Genomic DNA, 14621 nt, shown 5'->3' with positions numbered 1-14621 from the left:
ATACGACAAACACGTTCTAACAGGGATGAACGTGCCGGGAGCGCGAAATCGCGACACTCGACGCCGATCCCGACAGGTCAACCGCGCAACGGCCGGTCAGGACGCGGCCCGGTGCCGAAAGACGTGCCCCTCGACGCGCCCGCGCCGGCAGTAGAGTGCTCGACGGTCGACGACGCGGGGGAGAGCCGTTGCTGCATCTGAGGGTGATCGCGCCGCCGGACCAGTCCTCGGCCGTGGCGGACCTGCTGGCCGCCGATCCCGGGGTGACCCACCTGGCGGTGCTCCCCGGCGCCGCCCGCCAGCCGGCGGGCGACCTCATCCTCTGCGACGTGGTCCGGGAGAGCGCCGACAACGTGCTGGCCGGGCTGCGGCAGCTCGGTGTGGAGGAGCGCGGCGCCATCTCGGCCGACGACGTCGAGCTGGCCATCTCCTCGGCGGCCGGCCGGGCGGCCCGGAAGGCGCCGGGCAGCGGGGCGGACGCGGTGGTCTGGGACGAGATCGCCGCCAAGACCGGCGAGCAGACGGAGCTCTCCGCCACCTACCTCGTGCTGATCACCGTCGCCACCATGCTCGCCGGCGTCGGCGTCCTGCTCGACCAGCCGATCCTCATCGTCGGCGCGATGGTCGTCGGCCCCGAGTTCGGCCCCCTGGCGGCGCTCTGCGTGGCGCTGCTGCGCCGCAACCTGCCGGTCATCGGCCGGTCGGTGCAGGCCCTGGTGGTCGGCTTCCTCGCCGCCATGGTGGTCACCGTCCTCAGCACGTGGGGGCTGGACGCCGCCGGGCTGGTCGAGCGCGGGATGCTGGAGGCCGAACGCCCGCTGACCGACTTCATCTGGCGGCCGGACGCGCTGTCCTGGGTGGTCGGCCTGCTCGCCGGGGTGGCCGGCATGCTCTCCCTGACCTCGAAGAAGTCCGGCAGCCTGGTCGGAGTGCTGATCTCGGTGACCACCGTGCCGGCCGCCGCGAACGTGGCCGTCGCCGTCGCCTACGGGGTCTGGCACGAGGCGTCCGGCTCGGCGCTCCAGTTGGTGATCAACCTCTGCGCGATCGTGCTCGCCGGCCTCGCCACGCTGCTGGTGCAGCAGTCCTGGTGGTGGCACCTCGGCCGGCGGCGCCGTGCGCGCCGGCCGGGCGGCGCCGCCCGCTGACCCCGCTCAGGGCGCCTCGTCGCCCGGACCCCGCCCAGACCCCGATCGGGGCGTCCGGCCGTCCGCTGATCCCGCTCGGGACGCCTCGTCGCCCGCGTCCAGCCGGCGCGACAGCAGGGTGCGCAGCGGGATCGACTCGCCGTCCCGGCCGCCCGCGCCGACCACGAGCGGCGGCGGGCTGGGCTGCGGCTCCGCCCCGAACAGCCGGGCGCGCGGACCGCCGGCCACGGTCAGCAGGTGGAACCGCCCGTCGACGTCGACGGCCCGGGTGCGGGCCCGGTCGACGTACCAGCCGCGCAGCCCCGTCCGGTAGCTCCCGCGCCCGTCGGGGCCCCGGGCCGTGAGCCGTTCCGTGGGCAGCCCGCGCCGGGTCGCCTCGGCGACGAACCAGGCGACGAGCTCCGCCGCCTCGGCGTGCTCGGCCGCCCGCCGCCGCTCGTCGGCCGCCGCGTGCGCCCGCACGGCCCGCCGCTGCCGCTCCCGCCACTCCAGGCCGTCGCCCTCGTCCACGACCGCGACGGTACGCCCCGCCGCCCGCCACCGGACAGCCCGCTCCGGGTCGCCACGGGCCCTGACGTGTCAGGCCAGTCCGGCCCGGCGCAGCGCGTCCGCCATGGCGTCGTTGGCCGGCGCGGGCCCCGCTGCGCCACGGCCCTGCCGCTGCGCCCCGCCGCGCCCGCCGCCCTGCCCGGGCTGACCGCCCTGACCGCCGCGCCCGCCGCCGCTTTGGGCACCTCGGCCGCCGCGCCCGCCGCCGCCCTGCCCCGGCTGAGGGCCCTGGCCGCCGCGCCCACCACCCTGGGCGCCCTGGCCGCCCCGCGAGTCGCCCCGGTCGCCGCGCGGTCCGCCCTGCGCGCCCTGCCCGCCGCGTTCGCGGCGCCCGCCGTCCGGGCCGCCGCGCCCGGCGCCCGCCTCCGCGTCGTCCTCCAACCGGAGGGTGAGCGAGATCCGCTTGCGGGGCACGTCGACGTCCAGCACCTTGACCCGCACCACGTCGCCGGACTTGACCACCTCGCGCGGGTCCTTGACGAACGTCCGGGACATGGCCGAGACGTGCACGAGCCCGTCCTGGTGCACGCCGACGTCCACGAACGCGCCGAACGCGGCCACATTGGTCACCACGCCCTCCAGCACCATGCCGGGCACCAGGTCGCCGATCTTCTCCACCCCCTCGACGAAGGTGGCGGTGCGGAACTCCGGCCGCGGGTCGCGGCCCGGCTTCTCCAGCTCGGCGAGGATGTCGGTGACGGTGGGCAGGCCGAAGGTGTCGTCGACGAAGTCGGTGGCCCGCAAACCCCGCAGGATCGTGCTCTTGCCGATCAGCGACCGCAGGTCCTGCCCCGTGGTGGACAGGATCCGGCGGACCACCGGGTACGCCTCGGGGTGCACGCTGGAGGAGTCCAGCGGGTCGTCGCCGCCGGGGATGCGCAGGAAGCCGGCGCACTGCTCGAAGGCCTTCGGCCCGAGCCGGGCGACCTTCTTCAGCTCCGCCCGGGTGCGGAACGGGCCGTTCGCGTCGCGGTGCAGCACGATGTTCTCCGCCAGCCCGGCGCCGATGCCCGAGACCCGGGTCAGCAGCGGCGCGGAGGCGGTGTTGACGTCGACGCCGACCGCGTTGACGCAGTCTTCGACCACCGCGTCCAGCGAACGGGAGAGCTTCACCTCCGACAGGTCGTGCTGGTACTGGCCGACCCCGATCGAGCGCGGGTCGATCTTGACCAGCTCGGCGAGCGGGTCCTGCAGGCGGCGGGCGATGGAGACCGCGCCGCGCAGCGAGACGTCCAGCCCGGGCAGCTCCTGGGAGGCGTACGCGGAGGCGGAGTAGACCGACGCACCGGCCTCGGAGACCACCACCTTGGTGAGGTTGAGCTGCGGGTACCGCTTGATCAGCTCGCCGGCGAGCTTGTCGGTCTCCCGGCTGGCGGTGCCGTTGCCGATGGCGACCAGCTCGACGCCGTGCGCCCCGGCCAGCCGGGCGAGGGTCTCGATCGAGGCGTCCCACTGCCGGCGCGGCTCGTGGGGGTAGATCGTGTCGGTGGCGACCACCTTGCCGGTGGCGTCCACGACGGCGACCTTCACCCCGGTACGCAGGCCCGGGTCCAGGCCCATCGTGGGGCGGGTGCCGGCCGGCGCGGCGAGCAGCAGGTCCCGCAGATTGGTGGCGAAGACCCGCACCGCCTCCTCCTCGGCGGCCTGCCACAGGCGCATCCGCAGGTCCGCCCCGAGGTGGATGAGGATCCGGGTGCGCCAGGCCCAGCGCACCGTGTCGGCCAGCCAGCGGTCCGCCGGCCGGCCCTTGTCGGTGATGCCGAACCGCCCGGCGATCGCCGCCTCGTAGCGGCTCGGCCCGGTCGGCACCGCGTCGGCCTCGCCGGCCTCCTCGGACTCCATGGTCAGGTCGAGCACGCCCTCCTTCTCACCCCGGAACATGGCCAGGATCCGGTGCGAGGGCAGCTTCGGGTACGGCTCGGCGAAGTCGAAGTAGTCGGCGAACTTGGCGCCGGCCGACTCCTGCCCGTCGCGTACGCGGGAGACCAGCCGGCCCCGCGACCACATCTGCTCGCGCAGCGTGCCGATCAGGTCGGCGTCCTCGGCGAAGCGCTCGATGAGGATGGCCCGGGCGCCCTCCAGGGCGGCGGCGGGATCGGCCACGCCCTTCTCCGCGTCCACGTAGCCGGCGGCGGCCTCCCGGGGATCCTGCGACGGGTCGGCCAGCAGCGACCCGGCCAGCGGCTCCAGCCCGGCCTCGCGGGCGATCTGCGCCCGGGTCCGGCGCTTGGGCTTGTAGGGCAGGTAGATGTCCTCCAGGCGGGACTTCGAGTCGGCTGCCATGATCTGCGCTTCCAGGGCCTCGTCGAGCTTGCCCTGACCGCGGATCGACTCCAGCACCGCCGCGCGCCGCTCGTCCAGCTCGCGCAGGTAGCGCAGCCGCTCCTCCAGGGTGCGCAGCTGGGTGTCGTCGAGCAGGCCGGTGGCCTCCTTGCGGTAGCGGGCGATGAACGGCACGGTCGCGCCGCCGTCGAGCAGCTCCACGGCCGCCCGTACCTGACGCTCGGCGACGCCGAGCTCCTCGGCGATCCGCTGATGAACAGAGAGGGTCACGATCTCGATCCGCCTTCGGTGTGGGTTCCGCCCTGCATTGTGCCGGCCCGGACCGACGGCCGTCGCCGCCCCCGGCCCGGCGTGCCGGCATCTCGCCCCGTGGCGCCGCTGCCGCCCCCGGCCCGGCGTGCCGGCGGTGACCGTCGGCGCCGCGGCCCGCGCTGCGCTAGCGTGGCGATCATGGAACCTCCCGTGGACCCGCGCGCCCGGCGGCTCTTCGGCGGCAGCGCCCGGGCGCTCGGCGACCTGGCCGCCAGCCCGTTCCGGGCCGACCGCGACCGCATCGTGGCCTCGCCGTTCTTCGCCCGGCTCAACGGCGTGACCCAGGTGGTCAGCCCCGGCGGCTCCGGCCTGCTCGTGCACAACCGGCTGACGCACAGCCTCAAGGTGGCGCAGGTGGCCCGCGCCATCGCCGAGCGGCTCACCGCCGACGAGCGGCACCGCGACCTGCTGGAGAAGCTGGGCGGCTGCGACCCGGACGTGGTGGAGGCGGCCGCGCTCGCGCACGACCTCGGCCACCCGCCGTTCGGGCACCTGGGGGAGCGGGTGCTGGACCGGCTGGCCCGCCAGCGGCTCGGGCTGACCGACGGCTTCGAGGGCAACGCCCAGTCGTACCGGATCGTCACCAGCACCGAGATCCGCGGCGCGGCGACCACCGGCCTGGACCTCACGGCGGCGGTGCGGGCGGCGCTGCTGAAGTACCCGTGGACGCGGCTGGACCATCCCGACCCGCACCCCCGGCTGCTCGACCCGCCGCCGCGTGGCGCCACCCCGCCGCCGGACGACCCGGACAGCGGCTCGTCGAAGTTCGGGGCGTACCGGACCGAGGTGGACGACCTGCGGCAGGCCCGGGAGCCCTTCGTGGGGCGGATCCCGGACTGGCAGCAGACCGTCGAGGCGTCGGTGATGGACACGGCCGACGACGTCGCGTACGCGATCCACGACGTGGAGGACTTCTATCGGGTGGGGGTGCTCCAGCAGGGCGCGGTGGCCGCCGAGCTGATGGCCTGGCAGCGCGAGAGCGGGCACTTCCGGGCCATCACCGACGCGGCCCTGGCCGCCGCCGCCCGCCGGCCCGGCTCGGCGATCGAGCGGCTGCGCCGGCAACTGCACCGCAAGGACGCCTGGGTCGCCGACGACGAGGCGTTCGCCGCCGCCGTCGAGCACGTCCGCGAGGAACTGGTGGAGGGGCTGCTGGCCATGCCCTTCGACGGCTCGATCGAGGCGGAGCAGTACGTGGCCCGGTTCTCCGCGCGCTGGACGACCCGCTTCGTCGACGCGATCACCGTGGTCGAGCAGCCGGCGGTCCGGTCCGGCCACGTGCTGCTCGCCCCGGCGCAGTGGCACGAGGTGCAGGTGCTCAAGTTCGTCCACCACCGGTTCGTGCTGGCCCGGCCCGACCTGGCCCTGCACCAGCGGGGGCAGGCCCGGCTGCTGGGCACCCTGGTGGAGGCGCTGCTGGAGTGGCTGCTCGACCCCGAGGAGGAGTCCCGGCTGCCGCGCCGCCTGCACGACCTGGTGGAGCTGGCCGAGGCGGAGCTGCACCCGCGTACGCCGGACCGGATCGGCAAGGCCCGCGGGCGGGCGATCGTCGACTTCGTCGCCCAGCTCACCGACGGACAGGCGGTCGCCATGCTGGACGCCCTGTCGGGCCGCTCCGGGGCGCTCTGGACCGACGCCTTCGTCCTCTGAGGGCGGCGCCGCCAGCACGTCCGCCCAGGTCAGGCCACCGCCTGCCACCAGCCGTCGACGGCCGGCGGGTCGTCCACCACCACCCGCTCCCCGGGGCGGGGCACGGCCAGCCGGACGTCGCGGGCCTTCGCCTCGGCCCAGATCCGGTCCACCGGCTCGGACCAGTCGTGCAGGGCCAGGTTGAACGTCGCCCAGTGCACCGGCACGAGCAGCCCGCCGCGCAGGTCGAGGTGGGCGGCGACGGCCTCCTCGGGGAACATGTGGATGCTCGGCCAGGCCCGGTCGTACGCCCCGATCTGCATCAGCGTCACGTCGAACGGCCCGTGCCGCTCGCCGATCTCGGCGTAGCCGTCGAAGTAGCCGGAGTCGCCGGTGTAGAAGACCTTCCGGTGCGCGCCGGCGACGACCCAGGAGCTCCAGAGCGTCCCGTCGCGGCGCAGCCCCCGGCCGGAGAAGTGCTGCGCGGCGGTGGCCGTGATCTCCAGCCCCGCCACCCGGTGGCTCTCCGACCAGTCCAGCTCGACGATCCGCTCCGCCGGTACGCCCCAGCGGTCCAGGTGCGCGCCCACCCCGAGCGGCACCAGGAACGGCGCCGACTGGCTGCCCAGCAGCGCCTGCACGGTCGCCATGTCGAGGTGGTCGTAGTGGTCGTGCGAGATCAGGATCGCGTCCACCGGGGGCAGTTCGTCGAGGCGTACCGGCGGCTCGTGCAGGCGGCGTGGGCCGACCAGGGTCGACGGGGAGCACCGGTCGCTCCACACCGGGTCGAGCAGCACCTTGCGCCCCTCGATCTCGATCAGCGCGGAGGCGTGGCCGTACCAGACGACGTTCAGCTCACGCCCGACGTCGGTCGCCGGGGTGGTGCCCGGGCGCAGCAGCGGCACGGCGGCGCTCGGCCGGCGCTTCTGCTTGCCGAAGATCAGCTCACGGATCAGGCTGCGGTCGGGGGCGCCGGCCATCGAACGGGTGCCGCCCGGGTTGTGGAAGGTGCCGTCGCGGAACCGGGGTGAGCGGGCGGCCCGCTCCGCGCGGGCGCCGGTGAGCCGGCCGCCGAGCGCCGCCGGCACGTCCCGGGCCACCCACGCGAGCCCGGCCAGCGCGGCCAGCCCGGCCGCCCCGCGCAGCCGCCGCCCGAGCGTCCCGTCGAGTCCCGCGCGTTCCGCTGGTGCGCCCATCGTCGTCCCTCCGCCGTGTCCCGTCGTCCACGGTAGCCCGGCCACCAGGGGAGCGCCGGAAGGTCGGTGGGGCCTGCCGGGCCGGCGGGCCCCACGCGTCGAGGGGCGGCTCAGCCGCCGTTGCTGGGCCGCTGCGCGGTCGGCCGGTGGGTCAGGCCGGTGCCGGTGAGGCGGTCGACCGCGGCGAGGAAGCGTCGACCCATCCGGGCCCGGGCCTCGACGGCGGGGTGGGTCGCGCCGTAGTCGTCCGCCTCGGCCTGCCCGTCGGCGAAGAGGGCGTACGTCAGCACGGGCGCGCCGGCCGTGTCGAAGATCACCCCCGCCTCGTGCCGGGCGTCGGCGTACCAGCCCGCCTTCGTGGCGACCCGGGCCCGCTCGGCCGAGGACATGACCCGCCGGACCCCGTCGGTGTACGCGACGGGGGCGCGCAGCAGCCGCAGCACGAACGCCGTGCCGGCCGGCGAGAGCAGCGTGCCGCCCACCAGCGCGCGCAGCAGGTCGTGGGTCTCCCGCGGGGTGCTGGTGCCGAGGAAGAACCGGTTGGGATTGGCCACCGGCTGCACCTGCGTGTTGGGGAAGCCCTTGCCGCGCAGGATCTCGTTGAGCTCGGCGGCCGGGCAGACCAGGCCGCACAGCCGCACCGCCGTGTCGTCGGAGACGGTCAGCAGGTTGGCCAGCACGTGCCCGAGCGTCACGAAGCTCGGGTAGGCCCCGTCGAGGCTGAACATCCCGTCCCCGCCGGGCACCACGATCGCCGCGGTCACCTCGACCCGCTGGTCGAGCGTCAGCAGCCCCCGGTCGACCTTGTCGAGCACCGCCACGGCCACCGCGACCTTGTTGACGCTGTACGCCTCGATCCGCCGGTCCGCCTCGTCCGACACCGCCACCACCGGCGCGCCGGCCGGGTCGGCGACGCTGACGTACGCCTGCCAGTTCCCGCCGGCGCGCGCGGTCTGGAGGGCGTAGCTCTCGGCCACCCGGCGGGCCGCCTGCTGGGGCGTCGCCGGAGCCGGCTCGGCGACCTCGGGGGCCGCGGCGGCCGGCGCGGCGGCGCCGAGCACCGTTCCCGCCGTCGCCACCGTGCCCAGTCCCAGCGCGGTCCTGCGGTTCAGCCGGATAGTCAATCGTCTCTCCCGTCGTGGTGGGCCGGCCCACCACCCTAGGCGAAACGATCGACGCCGGTGGTCCCGCGAAGGGCTCACCGCAGCCGGCGCCGGAGGGCCGCGGCGACCGGGCCGGGTAACTCCCCGACGGCCCGCGCCACCCGCCCGAGGTCGGGCAGCCAGCCGCCGCGCACCGACGCGGCGGCGGTCGGATCCGGCGCGAACACCACGCCGTCGTGCGGCGCGACCGGCCGGTCGGTCAGCCCGAGCAGCCGCATCAACGGCCCGACGAGGGCGTCGTAGACGCCGGGGAACACGGTGAAGCCGACCCGCATGACCGTGTTGACCCGGCCCACCGACACCTCCCGGCGGGGCTTGTCGGCGCAGTCCACGATGGCCCGCGCCACCCGCTCCGGCGTGGTGACCGGCGGCGGGGGCCGGCCGATCAGGCCGAGGTAGTTCGCGGCCCGCTGGTAGACCGGGGTGTCCACACTGCCCGGGTTGACGATGCAGACGTGCACGCCCGGCGTCTCCCGGGCCTCCTGCTGCAACGTGCGGGTCAGCCCCTGCAACCCCCACTTGCTCGCCACGTAGCCGCTCATGTACGGCGCCGTGATGTGCCCCAGCACCGACCCGGTGAGGATCAGCGTTCCCCCGCCGTCCGCCCGGAAGCGGCGCAGCGCCACCCGGGCCACCGCGGCGGCGGCGAGCAGGTCGGTGCGTACCACCTGCTCGAAGACCCGCTCCGGGGTCTCCTCGAACCGGCCGTACGCCATCACGGCCGCCGTGTGCACCCAGACGTCGAGGCTGCCGAACCGGTCGAGGGTCGCGTCGGCGAGCGCCGCCAGCGCGCCGTCGGCGGTGACGTCGGTCGGCACCTGGAGCACCTGCGCGCCCGCGGCCCGGCACTCGTCGCACACCGCGGCGAGGTCGACGGGGGAGCGGGCGGCGAGCACCAGGCGGTCTCCGCGTTCCGCGAAGGCCCGGGCCGCCGCCCGGCCGATCCCGCTGGTCGCGCCGGTCACGACCACCGTCCGGGTCACGGCGCGAGCACGACCTTGACGCAGCCGTCCTCCTTCTTCTGGAACATCTCGTACGCCTGCGGCGCCTCCGACAGCGGCACCCGGTGGGTACGCAGGTCCGCCACGCCCAGCGGGTCGTCGTCGCCGGAGAGCAGCGGGATGATCTCGTCCGTCCAGCGGCGCACGTGGCACTGCCCCATCCGCAGCTGGACGCCCCGGTCGAACATCTCCATCAGGGGCATCGGGTCGACCTCGCCGCCGTAGACGCCGGAGACGGAGACGGTGCCGCCCCGGCGGACGGCCTTGAGCGCGGCCTTGAGCACGACCAGCCGGTCGACACCCACCTTGTCGGTCATGGTCTGGGCGAGCTTGTCGGGCAGCAGCCCGGCGGCGGTCTGGGCGAGCTTGCCGAGGGGCGCGCCGTGGGCCTCCATGCCCACCGCGTCGATGACCGCGTCGGGGCCGCGCCCGTCGACGAGGTCGATCAGCGCGCCGGGCACGTCGTCCAGCTCGCTGACGTCGAGCACCTCGATGCCGTGCCGGCGGGCCATCGCCAACCGCTCCGGCACCAGGTCGAGCCCGATGACCCGGTCCGCGCCGAGGTGCCGGCCGATGCGGGCGCAGAACTGGCCGACCGGCCCGAGCCCGAAGACGGCGAGGGTGCCGCCGCGCGGGGTGTCGGCGTACTTCACCGCCTGCCAGGCGGTCGGCAGGATGTCGGACAGGTAGAGCCAACGCTCGTCGGGCCCGCCGTCGGGAACCTTGATCGGGCCGAACTGGGCGTGCGGCACCCGCAGGTACTCCGCTTGCCCACCGGGCACCGAGCCGTAGAGCGAGGTGTAGCCGAACAGCGCGGCGCCCTTGCCCTGGGCGGTGACCTGGGTGGTCTCGCACTGCGCGTACAGCTGCCGGTCGCACATCCAGCAGGAGCCGCAGGAGATGTTGAACGGCACCACCACCCGGTCGCCCGGCTTGAGCCGGGTCACCCCCGGGCCCACCTCCTCGACGATGCCCATGGGCTCGTGGCCGAGGACGTCGCCGGGCTTCAGGTACGGCCCGAGCACCTCGTACAGGTGCAGGTCGGAGCCGCAGATCGCGGTCGAGGTGATCCGGACGACGGCGTCCGTCGGCTCCTCGATCCGCGGATCGGGCACCTCCTCGACCCGTACGTCCCGCTTGCCCTGCCAGGTCAGCGCCTTCATGTCCCGTCGTCCCTCCTGCCGGCTCCCAGGAGTGCTACCCGCCCGTGCCGACTTGAACCGGCCGCCACCGGACGACCGGTCCCGGCCGTCTCCCCTCCGTCCGGCCCGGCCGTTCCCCCTCCGTCCGGCCCGGCCGTTCCCCCTCCGTCCGGCCCGGCCGTTCCCCGATTCGTCCGGCCCGCGGGGTCTGTGGTTTCGGTTCTGCCCGGGTGGGCCGGGTTATCGCGTGGACGCTGTCGAGCTGCCCCGTGCGGTGGGGCAGCCCGTGCGGTGGGGGGTGGGCCGGCGGTGCGGTGGGGCCGGCGGTGCGTCCGTCGCCGAGCTGCCCGGCGTGCTGCCGGTCGCATGGCCGGCCGGGTGGGTGGTCATGTCACCGAGCTGCCCGGCGTGCTGGCGGTCGCATGGCCGGCCGGGTGGGTGGTCATGTCACCGAGCTGCCCGGCGTGCTGGCGGTCGTCGCGCGGGTGGGTGGTCGCGTTGCGGGGCGGGCGGGTGGACGGTTGGGTGGATGGGCGGCGGTCCCATGGACGGGGCAGCTCGACAGGGACCGTCGAGGGGTCCCGACCTGCCACGCCCGCGGCGGTGGAACCGGCAGGGACCGTCGAGGGGTCCCGACCCGGCCCCGCCGGCGGCGGTGGAACCGGCAGGCCGGCCGACGGGTCCCGTACCGGAAGCGGGCGGGCCGCCGCACCCGCAGGGGTGTGGCGGCCCGCCCGTCCGGTCCGGTCGTCAGGAACCGGGGGTGTTGTCGCCCCGCTTCGAGGTGGCCATCAGGAAGTCGCGGTTGAGCCGGCCGATGGTGTTCAGCGGGATGCCCTTGGGGCAGACCACGGTGCACTCACCGGCGTTGGTGCAGCCGCCGAAGCCGGCCTCGTCGTGCGCGTCGACCATGCCGATCACCCGGGTGTAGCGCTCCGGCTGGCCCTGCGGCAGCAGCGAGAGCTGGGTGACCTTCGCGGCGGTGAAGAGCATGGCGGAGCCGTTCGGGCAGGCCGCCACGCAGGCACCGCAGCCGATGCACTCCGCCGCCTCGAAGGCGGCGTCCGCGTTGGCCTTGGCGACCGGGGTCGAGTGCGCCTCGGGGGCGCTGCCGGTCGGCGCGGTGATGTAGCCGCCGGCCGCGATGATCTTGTCGAAGGCGCCCCGGTTGACCACCAGGTCCTTGATGACCGGGAAGGCGCGGGCCCGCCACGGCTCGATGTCGATCGTGTCGCCGTCGGAGAACTGCCGCATGTGCAGCTGGCAGGCGGTGGTGCCGCGCTGCGGCCCGTGCGCGTCGCCGTTGATCATCAGGCCGCACATGCCGCAGATGCCCTCGCGGCAGTCGTGGTCGAACGCCACCGGCTCCTCGCCGGCGAGGATCAGCCGCTCGTTGAGTACGTCGAGCATCTCCAGGAAGGACATGTCCGGGGAGACGTCGTCGACCTTGTAGGTCACCATCCGACCCTTGTCCTCGGGGCCGGACTGGCGCCAGATGCGCAGGGTCAGGTTCACTTGTAGCTCCGCTGCGTGGGGTGGACGTATTCGAAGTTCAGGTCTTCCTTGTGCAGCACCGCGGGCTCGCCGGTGGCGGTGAACTCCCAGGCCGCCACGTACGCGAAGCGGTTGTCGTCGCGCTCCGCCTCACCGTCGGGCGTCTGGTGCTCGGCCCGGAAGTGACCGCCGCAGGACTCCTCGCGGTGCAGGGCGTCGATGCACATCAGCTCCGCCAGCTCGAAGAAGTCGGCCACCCGGCCGGCCTTCTCCAGCGACTGGTTGAGCCCCTCGCCGTTGCCCGGCACCCGGACGCGCTGCCAGAACTGCTCGCGCAGGGCGCGGATCTCGTCGATCGCCTTGCGCAGCCCGGCCTCGCTGCGCTCCATGCCGCAGTGCTCCCACATGATCTGGCCCAGCTCGCGGTGGAACGAGTCCACGGTCCGGTCGCCGTTGACGGCCAGCAGCCGCTGGATCCGGTCCTCGACGTCCGCGCGGGCCTGCACGGCCGCCGGGTGCGTGGCGTCGACCTTCTCGAACGGGCCGGACGCCAGGTAGTGGGCGATGGTGTTCGGCAGCACGAAGTAGCCGTCGGCCAGGCCCTGCATCAGCGCCGAGGCGCCGAGCCGGTTCGCGCCGTGGTCGGAGAAGTTCGCCTCGCCGATCACGAAGAGACCCGGGATGGACGACTGGAGGTCGTAGTCGACCCAGAGGCCGCCCATCGTGTAGTGCACGGCGGGGTAGATCCGCATCGGCACCTCGTACGGGTCCTCGCCGGTGATCCGCTCGTACATCTCGAAGAGGTTGCCGTACTTGGCCTCGATGGCCTTGCGGCCGAGCCGGTCGATCGCGTCGGAGAAGTCCAGGTAGACGCCGAGGCCGCCCGGGCCGACGCCGCGGCCCTCGTCGCAGACGTTCTTCGCGGCGCGGGAGGCGATGTCGCGGGGGACCAGGTTGCCGAAGGAGGGGTAGATCCGCTCCAGGTAGTAGTCCCGCTCGTCCTCGCCGATGTCCTTGGGGCTGCGGGTGTCACCCTTGGCCTTGGGCACCCAGACCCGGCCGTCGTTGCGCAGCGACTCGCTCATCAGGGTCAGCTTCGACTGGTGGTCGCCGGAGACCGGGATGCAGGTCGGGTGGATCTGCGTGTAGCAGGGGTTGGCGAAGTACGCGCCCTTGCGGTGGGCCCGCCAGGTGGCGGTGACGTTGCAGCCCTTGGCGTTGGTGGAGAGGTAGAAGACGTTGCCGTAGCCGCCGGAGGCGAGCACGACCGCGTCCGCGAACTCGGTGGTGATCTCGCCGGTGACCATGTCCCGGACCACGATGCCGCGGGCCTTGCCGTCGACGACGATGAGCTCCAGCATCTCGTGCCGGGCGTTCATCTCCACGTTGCCGAGGCCGATCTGCCGCTCCAGCGCCTGGTACGCGCCGAGCAGCAGCTGCTGGCCCGTCTGGCCCCGGGCGTAGAAGGTGCGCTGCACCTGCGCGCCGCCGAAGGAGCGGGTGTCCAGCAGGCCGCCGTACTCGCGGGCGAACGGGACGCCCTGCGCGACGCACTGGTCGATGATGTTGACCGAGACCTCGGCCAGCCGGTGCACGTTCGACTCCCGCGAGCGGAAGTCGCCGCCCTTGACGGTGTCGTAGAAGAGCCGGTGCACCGAGTCACCGTCGTTGCGGTAGTTCTTGGCGGCGTTGATGCCGCCCTGCGCGGCGATGGAGTGCGCCCGGCGCGGGCTGTCCTGGTAGCAGTAGCTCTTGACCCGGTAACCCTGCTCGCCCAGCGTGGCGGCGGCCGAGCCGCCGGCCAGGCCGGTGCCGACCACGATCACGGTCATCTTGCGGCGGTTGGCCGGGTTGACCAGCTTGGCCTCGAAGCGGCGGCGTTCCCAGCGGGTCTCGATCGGGCCGTCGGGAGCCTTGGTGTCGGCGATCGGGTCGCCCTCGGTGTAGAGATCCATGTCAGGACACCAATCCGGTGAGTACGGCGAACGGGACCACCAGGTAGCCGACGCAGAGCGCGACGGAGAAGCCGAGGGCCACGGCCCGGGCCCGCCGCTCGCCGCGCGGGCTCTGCTGGCCGAGGCTGCGCAGCGCGCTGTACAGGCCGTGCCGCAGGTGGAAGCCGAGGGTGACGATCGCCAGGGTGTAGAAGAGCGTCACGTACCAGCGCTCCGGGGCGAAGTCGGCCACCACGTTGGCGTACGGCCGGCCGGGGTCGCCGACGGGGTTCAGCGTGCCGGTGGTGAGGTCCAGCAGGTGGTAGATCACGAAGAGCAGGATGATCACGCCACCCCAGCGCATCGTGCGGGCCGCGTAGCTGCCCTGCACCTTCTTGCGGTGCGCGTACTGCACCGGGCGGGCGGCGCGGGCGCGCACGGCGAGGGCGGTCGCGGCCCAGATGTGCCCGACTGCCGCCACCACCAGGCCGATCCGCATGATCCACAGGAACCACACGCCCGGCAGCAGCGGGGCGCCGATCTCGCGCAGCCAGTGCGCGTAGTGGTCGAACGAGGTCGCCCCCGTGAAGATCTTCAGGTTGCCGAGCATGTGCGCGATCAGGAATGACACCAGGATGATGCCCGTCACCGCCATGACGGCCTTGAGGCCGACGCTGGAGCGGATGGGCGACCGAGTTCTCGTGACTACCACGCGATCGACGCTAGGAGCACTTGATTCAGTCGTCCAATGCATCGACCTCGCAGTCTTG

At 74.1% G+C, this 14621-nt stretch carries 11 protein-coding genes; 2 read left to right on the top strand and 9 right to left on the bottom strand.

Annotated features, from left to right (window positions below; genetic code table 11):
• The first annotated feature begins 188 nt into the window (after window positions 1-188).
• The gene (locus AB0G08_RS14435) at window positions 189-1148 is read left to right on the top strand and encodes a DUF389 domain-containing protein (RefSeq protein WP_358087272.1); all 960 of its coding nucleotides are present in this window, start codon (window positions 189-191) and stop codon (window positions 1146-1148) included.
• Between the two features lie 6 nt (window positions 1149-1154).
• On the opposite strand, the gene AB0G08_RS14430 is transcribed toward AB0G08_RS14435, so the two are convergent.
• Together AB0G08_RS14430 and AB0G08_RS14425 are read right to left on the bottom strand one after the other, a co-directional pair.
• Window positions 1155-1658 carry a hypothetical protein gene (locus AB0G08_RS14430; protein WP_358087271.1) on the bottom strand — a complete coding sequence of 168 codons (504 nt, stop codon included), beginning with the start codon at window positions 1656-1658 and terminating at the stop codon, window positions 1155-1157.
• 69 nt (window positions 1659-1727) lie between these two features.
• Entirely contained in the window at window positions 1728-4250 is a 2523-nt protein-coding gene (locus AB0G08_RS14425; RefSeq protein ID WP_358087269.1) for a Tex family protein, read from the bottom strand.
• A 180-nt stretch (window positions 4251-4430) separates the two neighbouring features.
• On the opposite strand from AB0G08_RS14425, the gene dgt reads away from it, so the two are divergent.
• Window positions 4431-5942 carry a dGTP triphosphohydrolase gene (gene dgt / locus AB0G08_RS14420; protein WP_358087268.1) on the top strand — a complete coding sequence of 504 codons (1512 nt, stop codon included), beginning with the start codon at window positions 4431-4433 and terminating at the stop codon, window positions 5940-5942.
• Between the two features lie 29 nt (window positions 5943-5971).
• Here the strand turns inward: dgt and AB0G08_RS14415 are convergent, their stop codons facing one another.
• From AB0G08_RS14415 to AB0G08_RS14385, 7 genes are all read right to left on the bottom strand, one after another.
• Window positions 5972-7117: an MBL fold metallo-hydrolase gene (locus AB0G08_RS14415; protein WP_358087266.1), complete on the bottom strand. Its 1146-nt coding sequence runs from the start codon at window positions 7115-7117 to the stop codon at window positions 5972-5974.
• 110 nt (window positions 7118-7227) lie between these two features.
• The gene (locus AB0G08_RS14410) at window positions 7228-8241 is read right to left on the bottom strand and encodes a serine hydrolase (RefSeq protein WP_358087264.1); all 1014 of its coding nucleotides are present in this window, start codon (window positions 8239-8241) and stop codon (window positions 7228-7230) included.
• 74 nt (window positions 8242-8315) lie between these two features.
• The gene (locus AB0G08_RS14405) at window positions 8316-9263 is read right to left on the bottom strand and encodes an SDR family NAD(P)-dependent oxidoreductase (protein ID WP_358087262.1); all 948 of its coding nucleotides are present in this window, start codon (window positions 9261-9263) and stop codon (window positions 8316-8318) included.
• Window positions 9260-10444, bottom strand: coding sequence for a zinc-dependent alcohol dehydrogenase (locus tag AB0G08_RS14400; RefSeq protein ID WP_358087260.1), 1185 nt, complete (start codon window positions 10442-10444; stop codon window positions 9260-9262). The genes AB0G08_RS14405 and AB0G08_RS14400 overlap by 4 nt, the downstream gene beginning before the upstream one ends.
• 729 nt (window positions 10445-11173) lie before the next feature.
• Window positions 11174-11938 carry a succinate dehydrogenase/fumarate reductase iron-sulfur subunit gene (locus AB0G08_RS14395; protein WP_121395570.1) on the bottom strand — a complete coding sequence of 255 codons (765 nt, stop codon included), beginning with the start codon at window positions 11936-11938 and terminating at the stop codon, window positions 11174-11176.
• The gene (locus AB0G08_RS14390; RefSeq protein WP_358087258.1) at window positions 11935-13872 is read right to left on the bottom strand and encodes a fumarate reductase/succinate dehydrogenase flavoprotein subunit; all 1938 of its coding nucleotides are present in this window, start codon (window positions 13870-13872) and stop codon (window positions 11935-11937) included. Before AB0G08_RS14390 ends, AB0G08_RS14395 begins: the two co-directional genes overlap by 4 nt.
• A 1-nt stretch (window position 13873) precedes the next feature.
• A complete protein-coding gene (locus tag AB0G08_RS14385) occupies window positions 13874-14605 on the bottom strand; it encodes a succinate dehydrogenase cytochrome b subunit (RefSeq protein WP_358087256.1) in 732 nt (243 codons plus the stop codon).
• Between the last annotated feature and the right edge of the window lie 16 nt (window positions 14606-14621).

This window comes from Micromonospora sp. NPDC023644 (genome assembly GCF_040640115.1).
In the GTDB taxonomy this organism is placed as follows: domain Bacteria; phylum Actinomycetota; class Actinomycetes; order Mycobacteriales; family Micromonosporaceae; genus Micromonospora.
The sequence above is the reverse complement of the archived record's forward strand: the minus strand, read 5'-3'. Positions and strand labels throughout refer to the sequence as shown.

Coding starts and splice junctions, on each gene's coding strand:
- dgt (WP_358087268.1), top strand. CDS start 4,431: ATGGAACCTCCCGTGGACCCGCGCGCCCGGCGGCTCTTCGGCGGCAGC.
- AB0G08_RS14415 (WP_358087266.1), bottom strand. CDS start 7,117: ATGGGCGCACCAGCGGAACGCGCGGGACTCGACGGGACGCTCGGGCGG.
- AB0G08_RS14400 (WP_358087260.1), bottom strand. CDS start 10,444: ATGAAGGCGCTGACCTGGCAGGGCAAGCGGGACGTACGGGTCGAGGAG.
- AB0G08_RS14390 (WP_358087258.1), bottom strand. CDS start 13,872: ATGGATCTCTACACCGAGGGCGACCCGATCGCCGACACCAAGGCTCCC.
- AB0G08_RS14385 (WP_358087256.1), bottom strand. CDS start 14,605: ATGCATTGGACGACTGAATCAAGTGCTCCTAGCGTCGATCGCGTGGTA.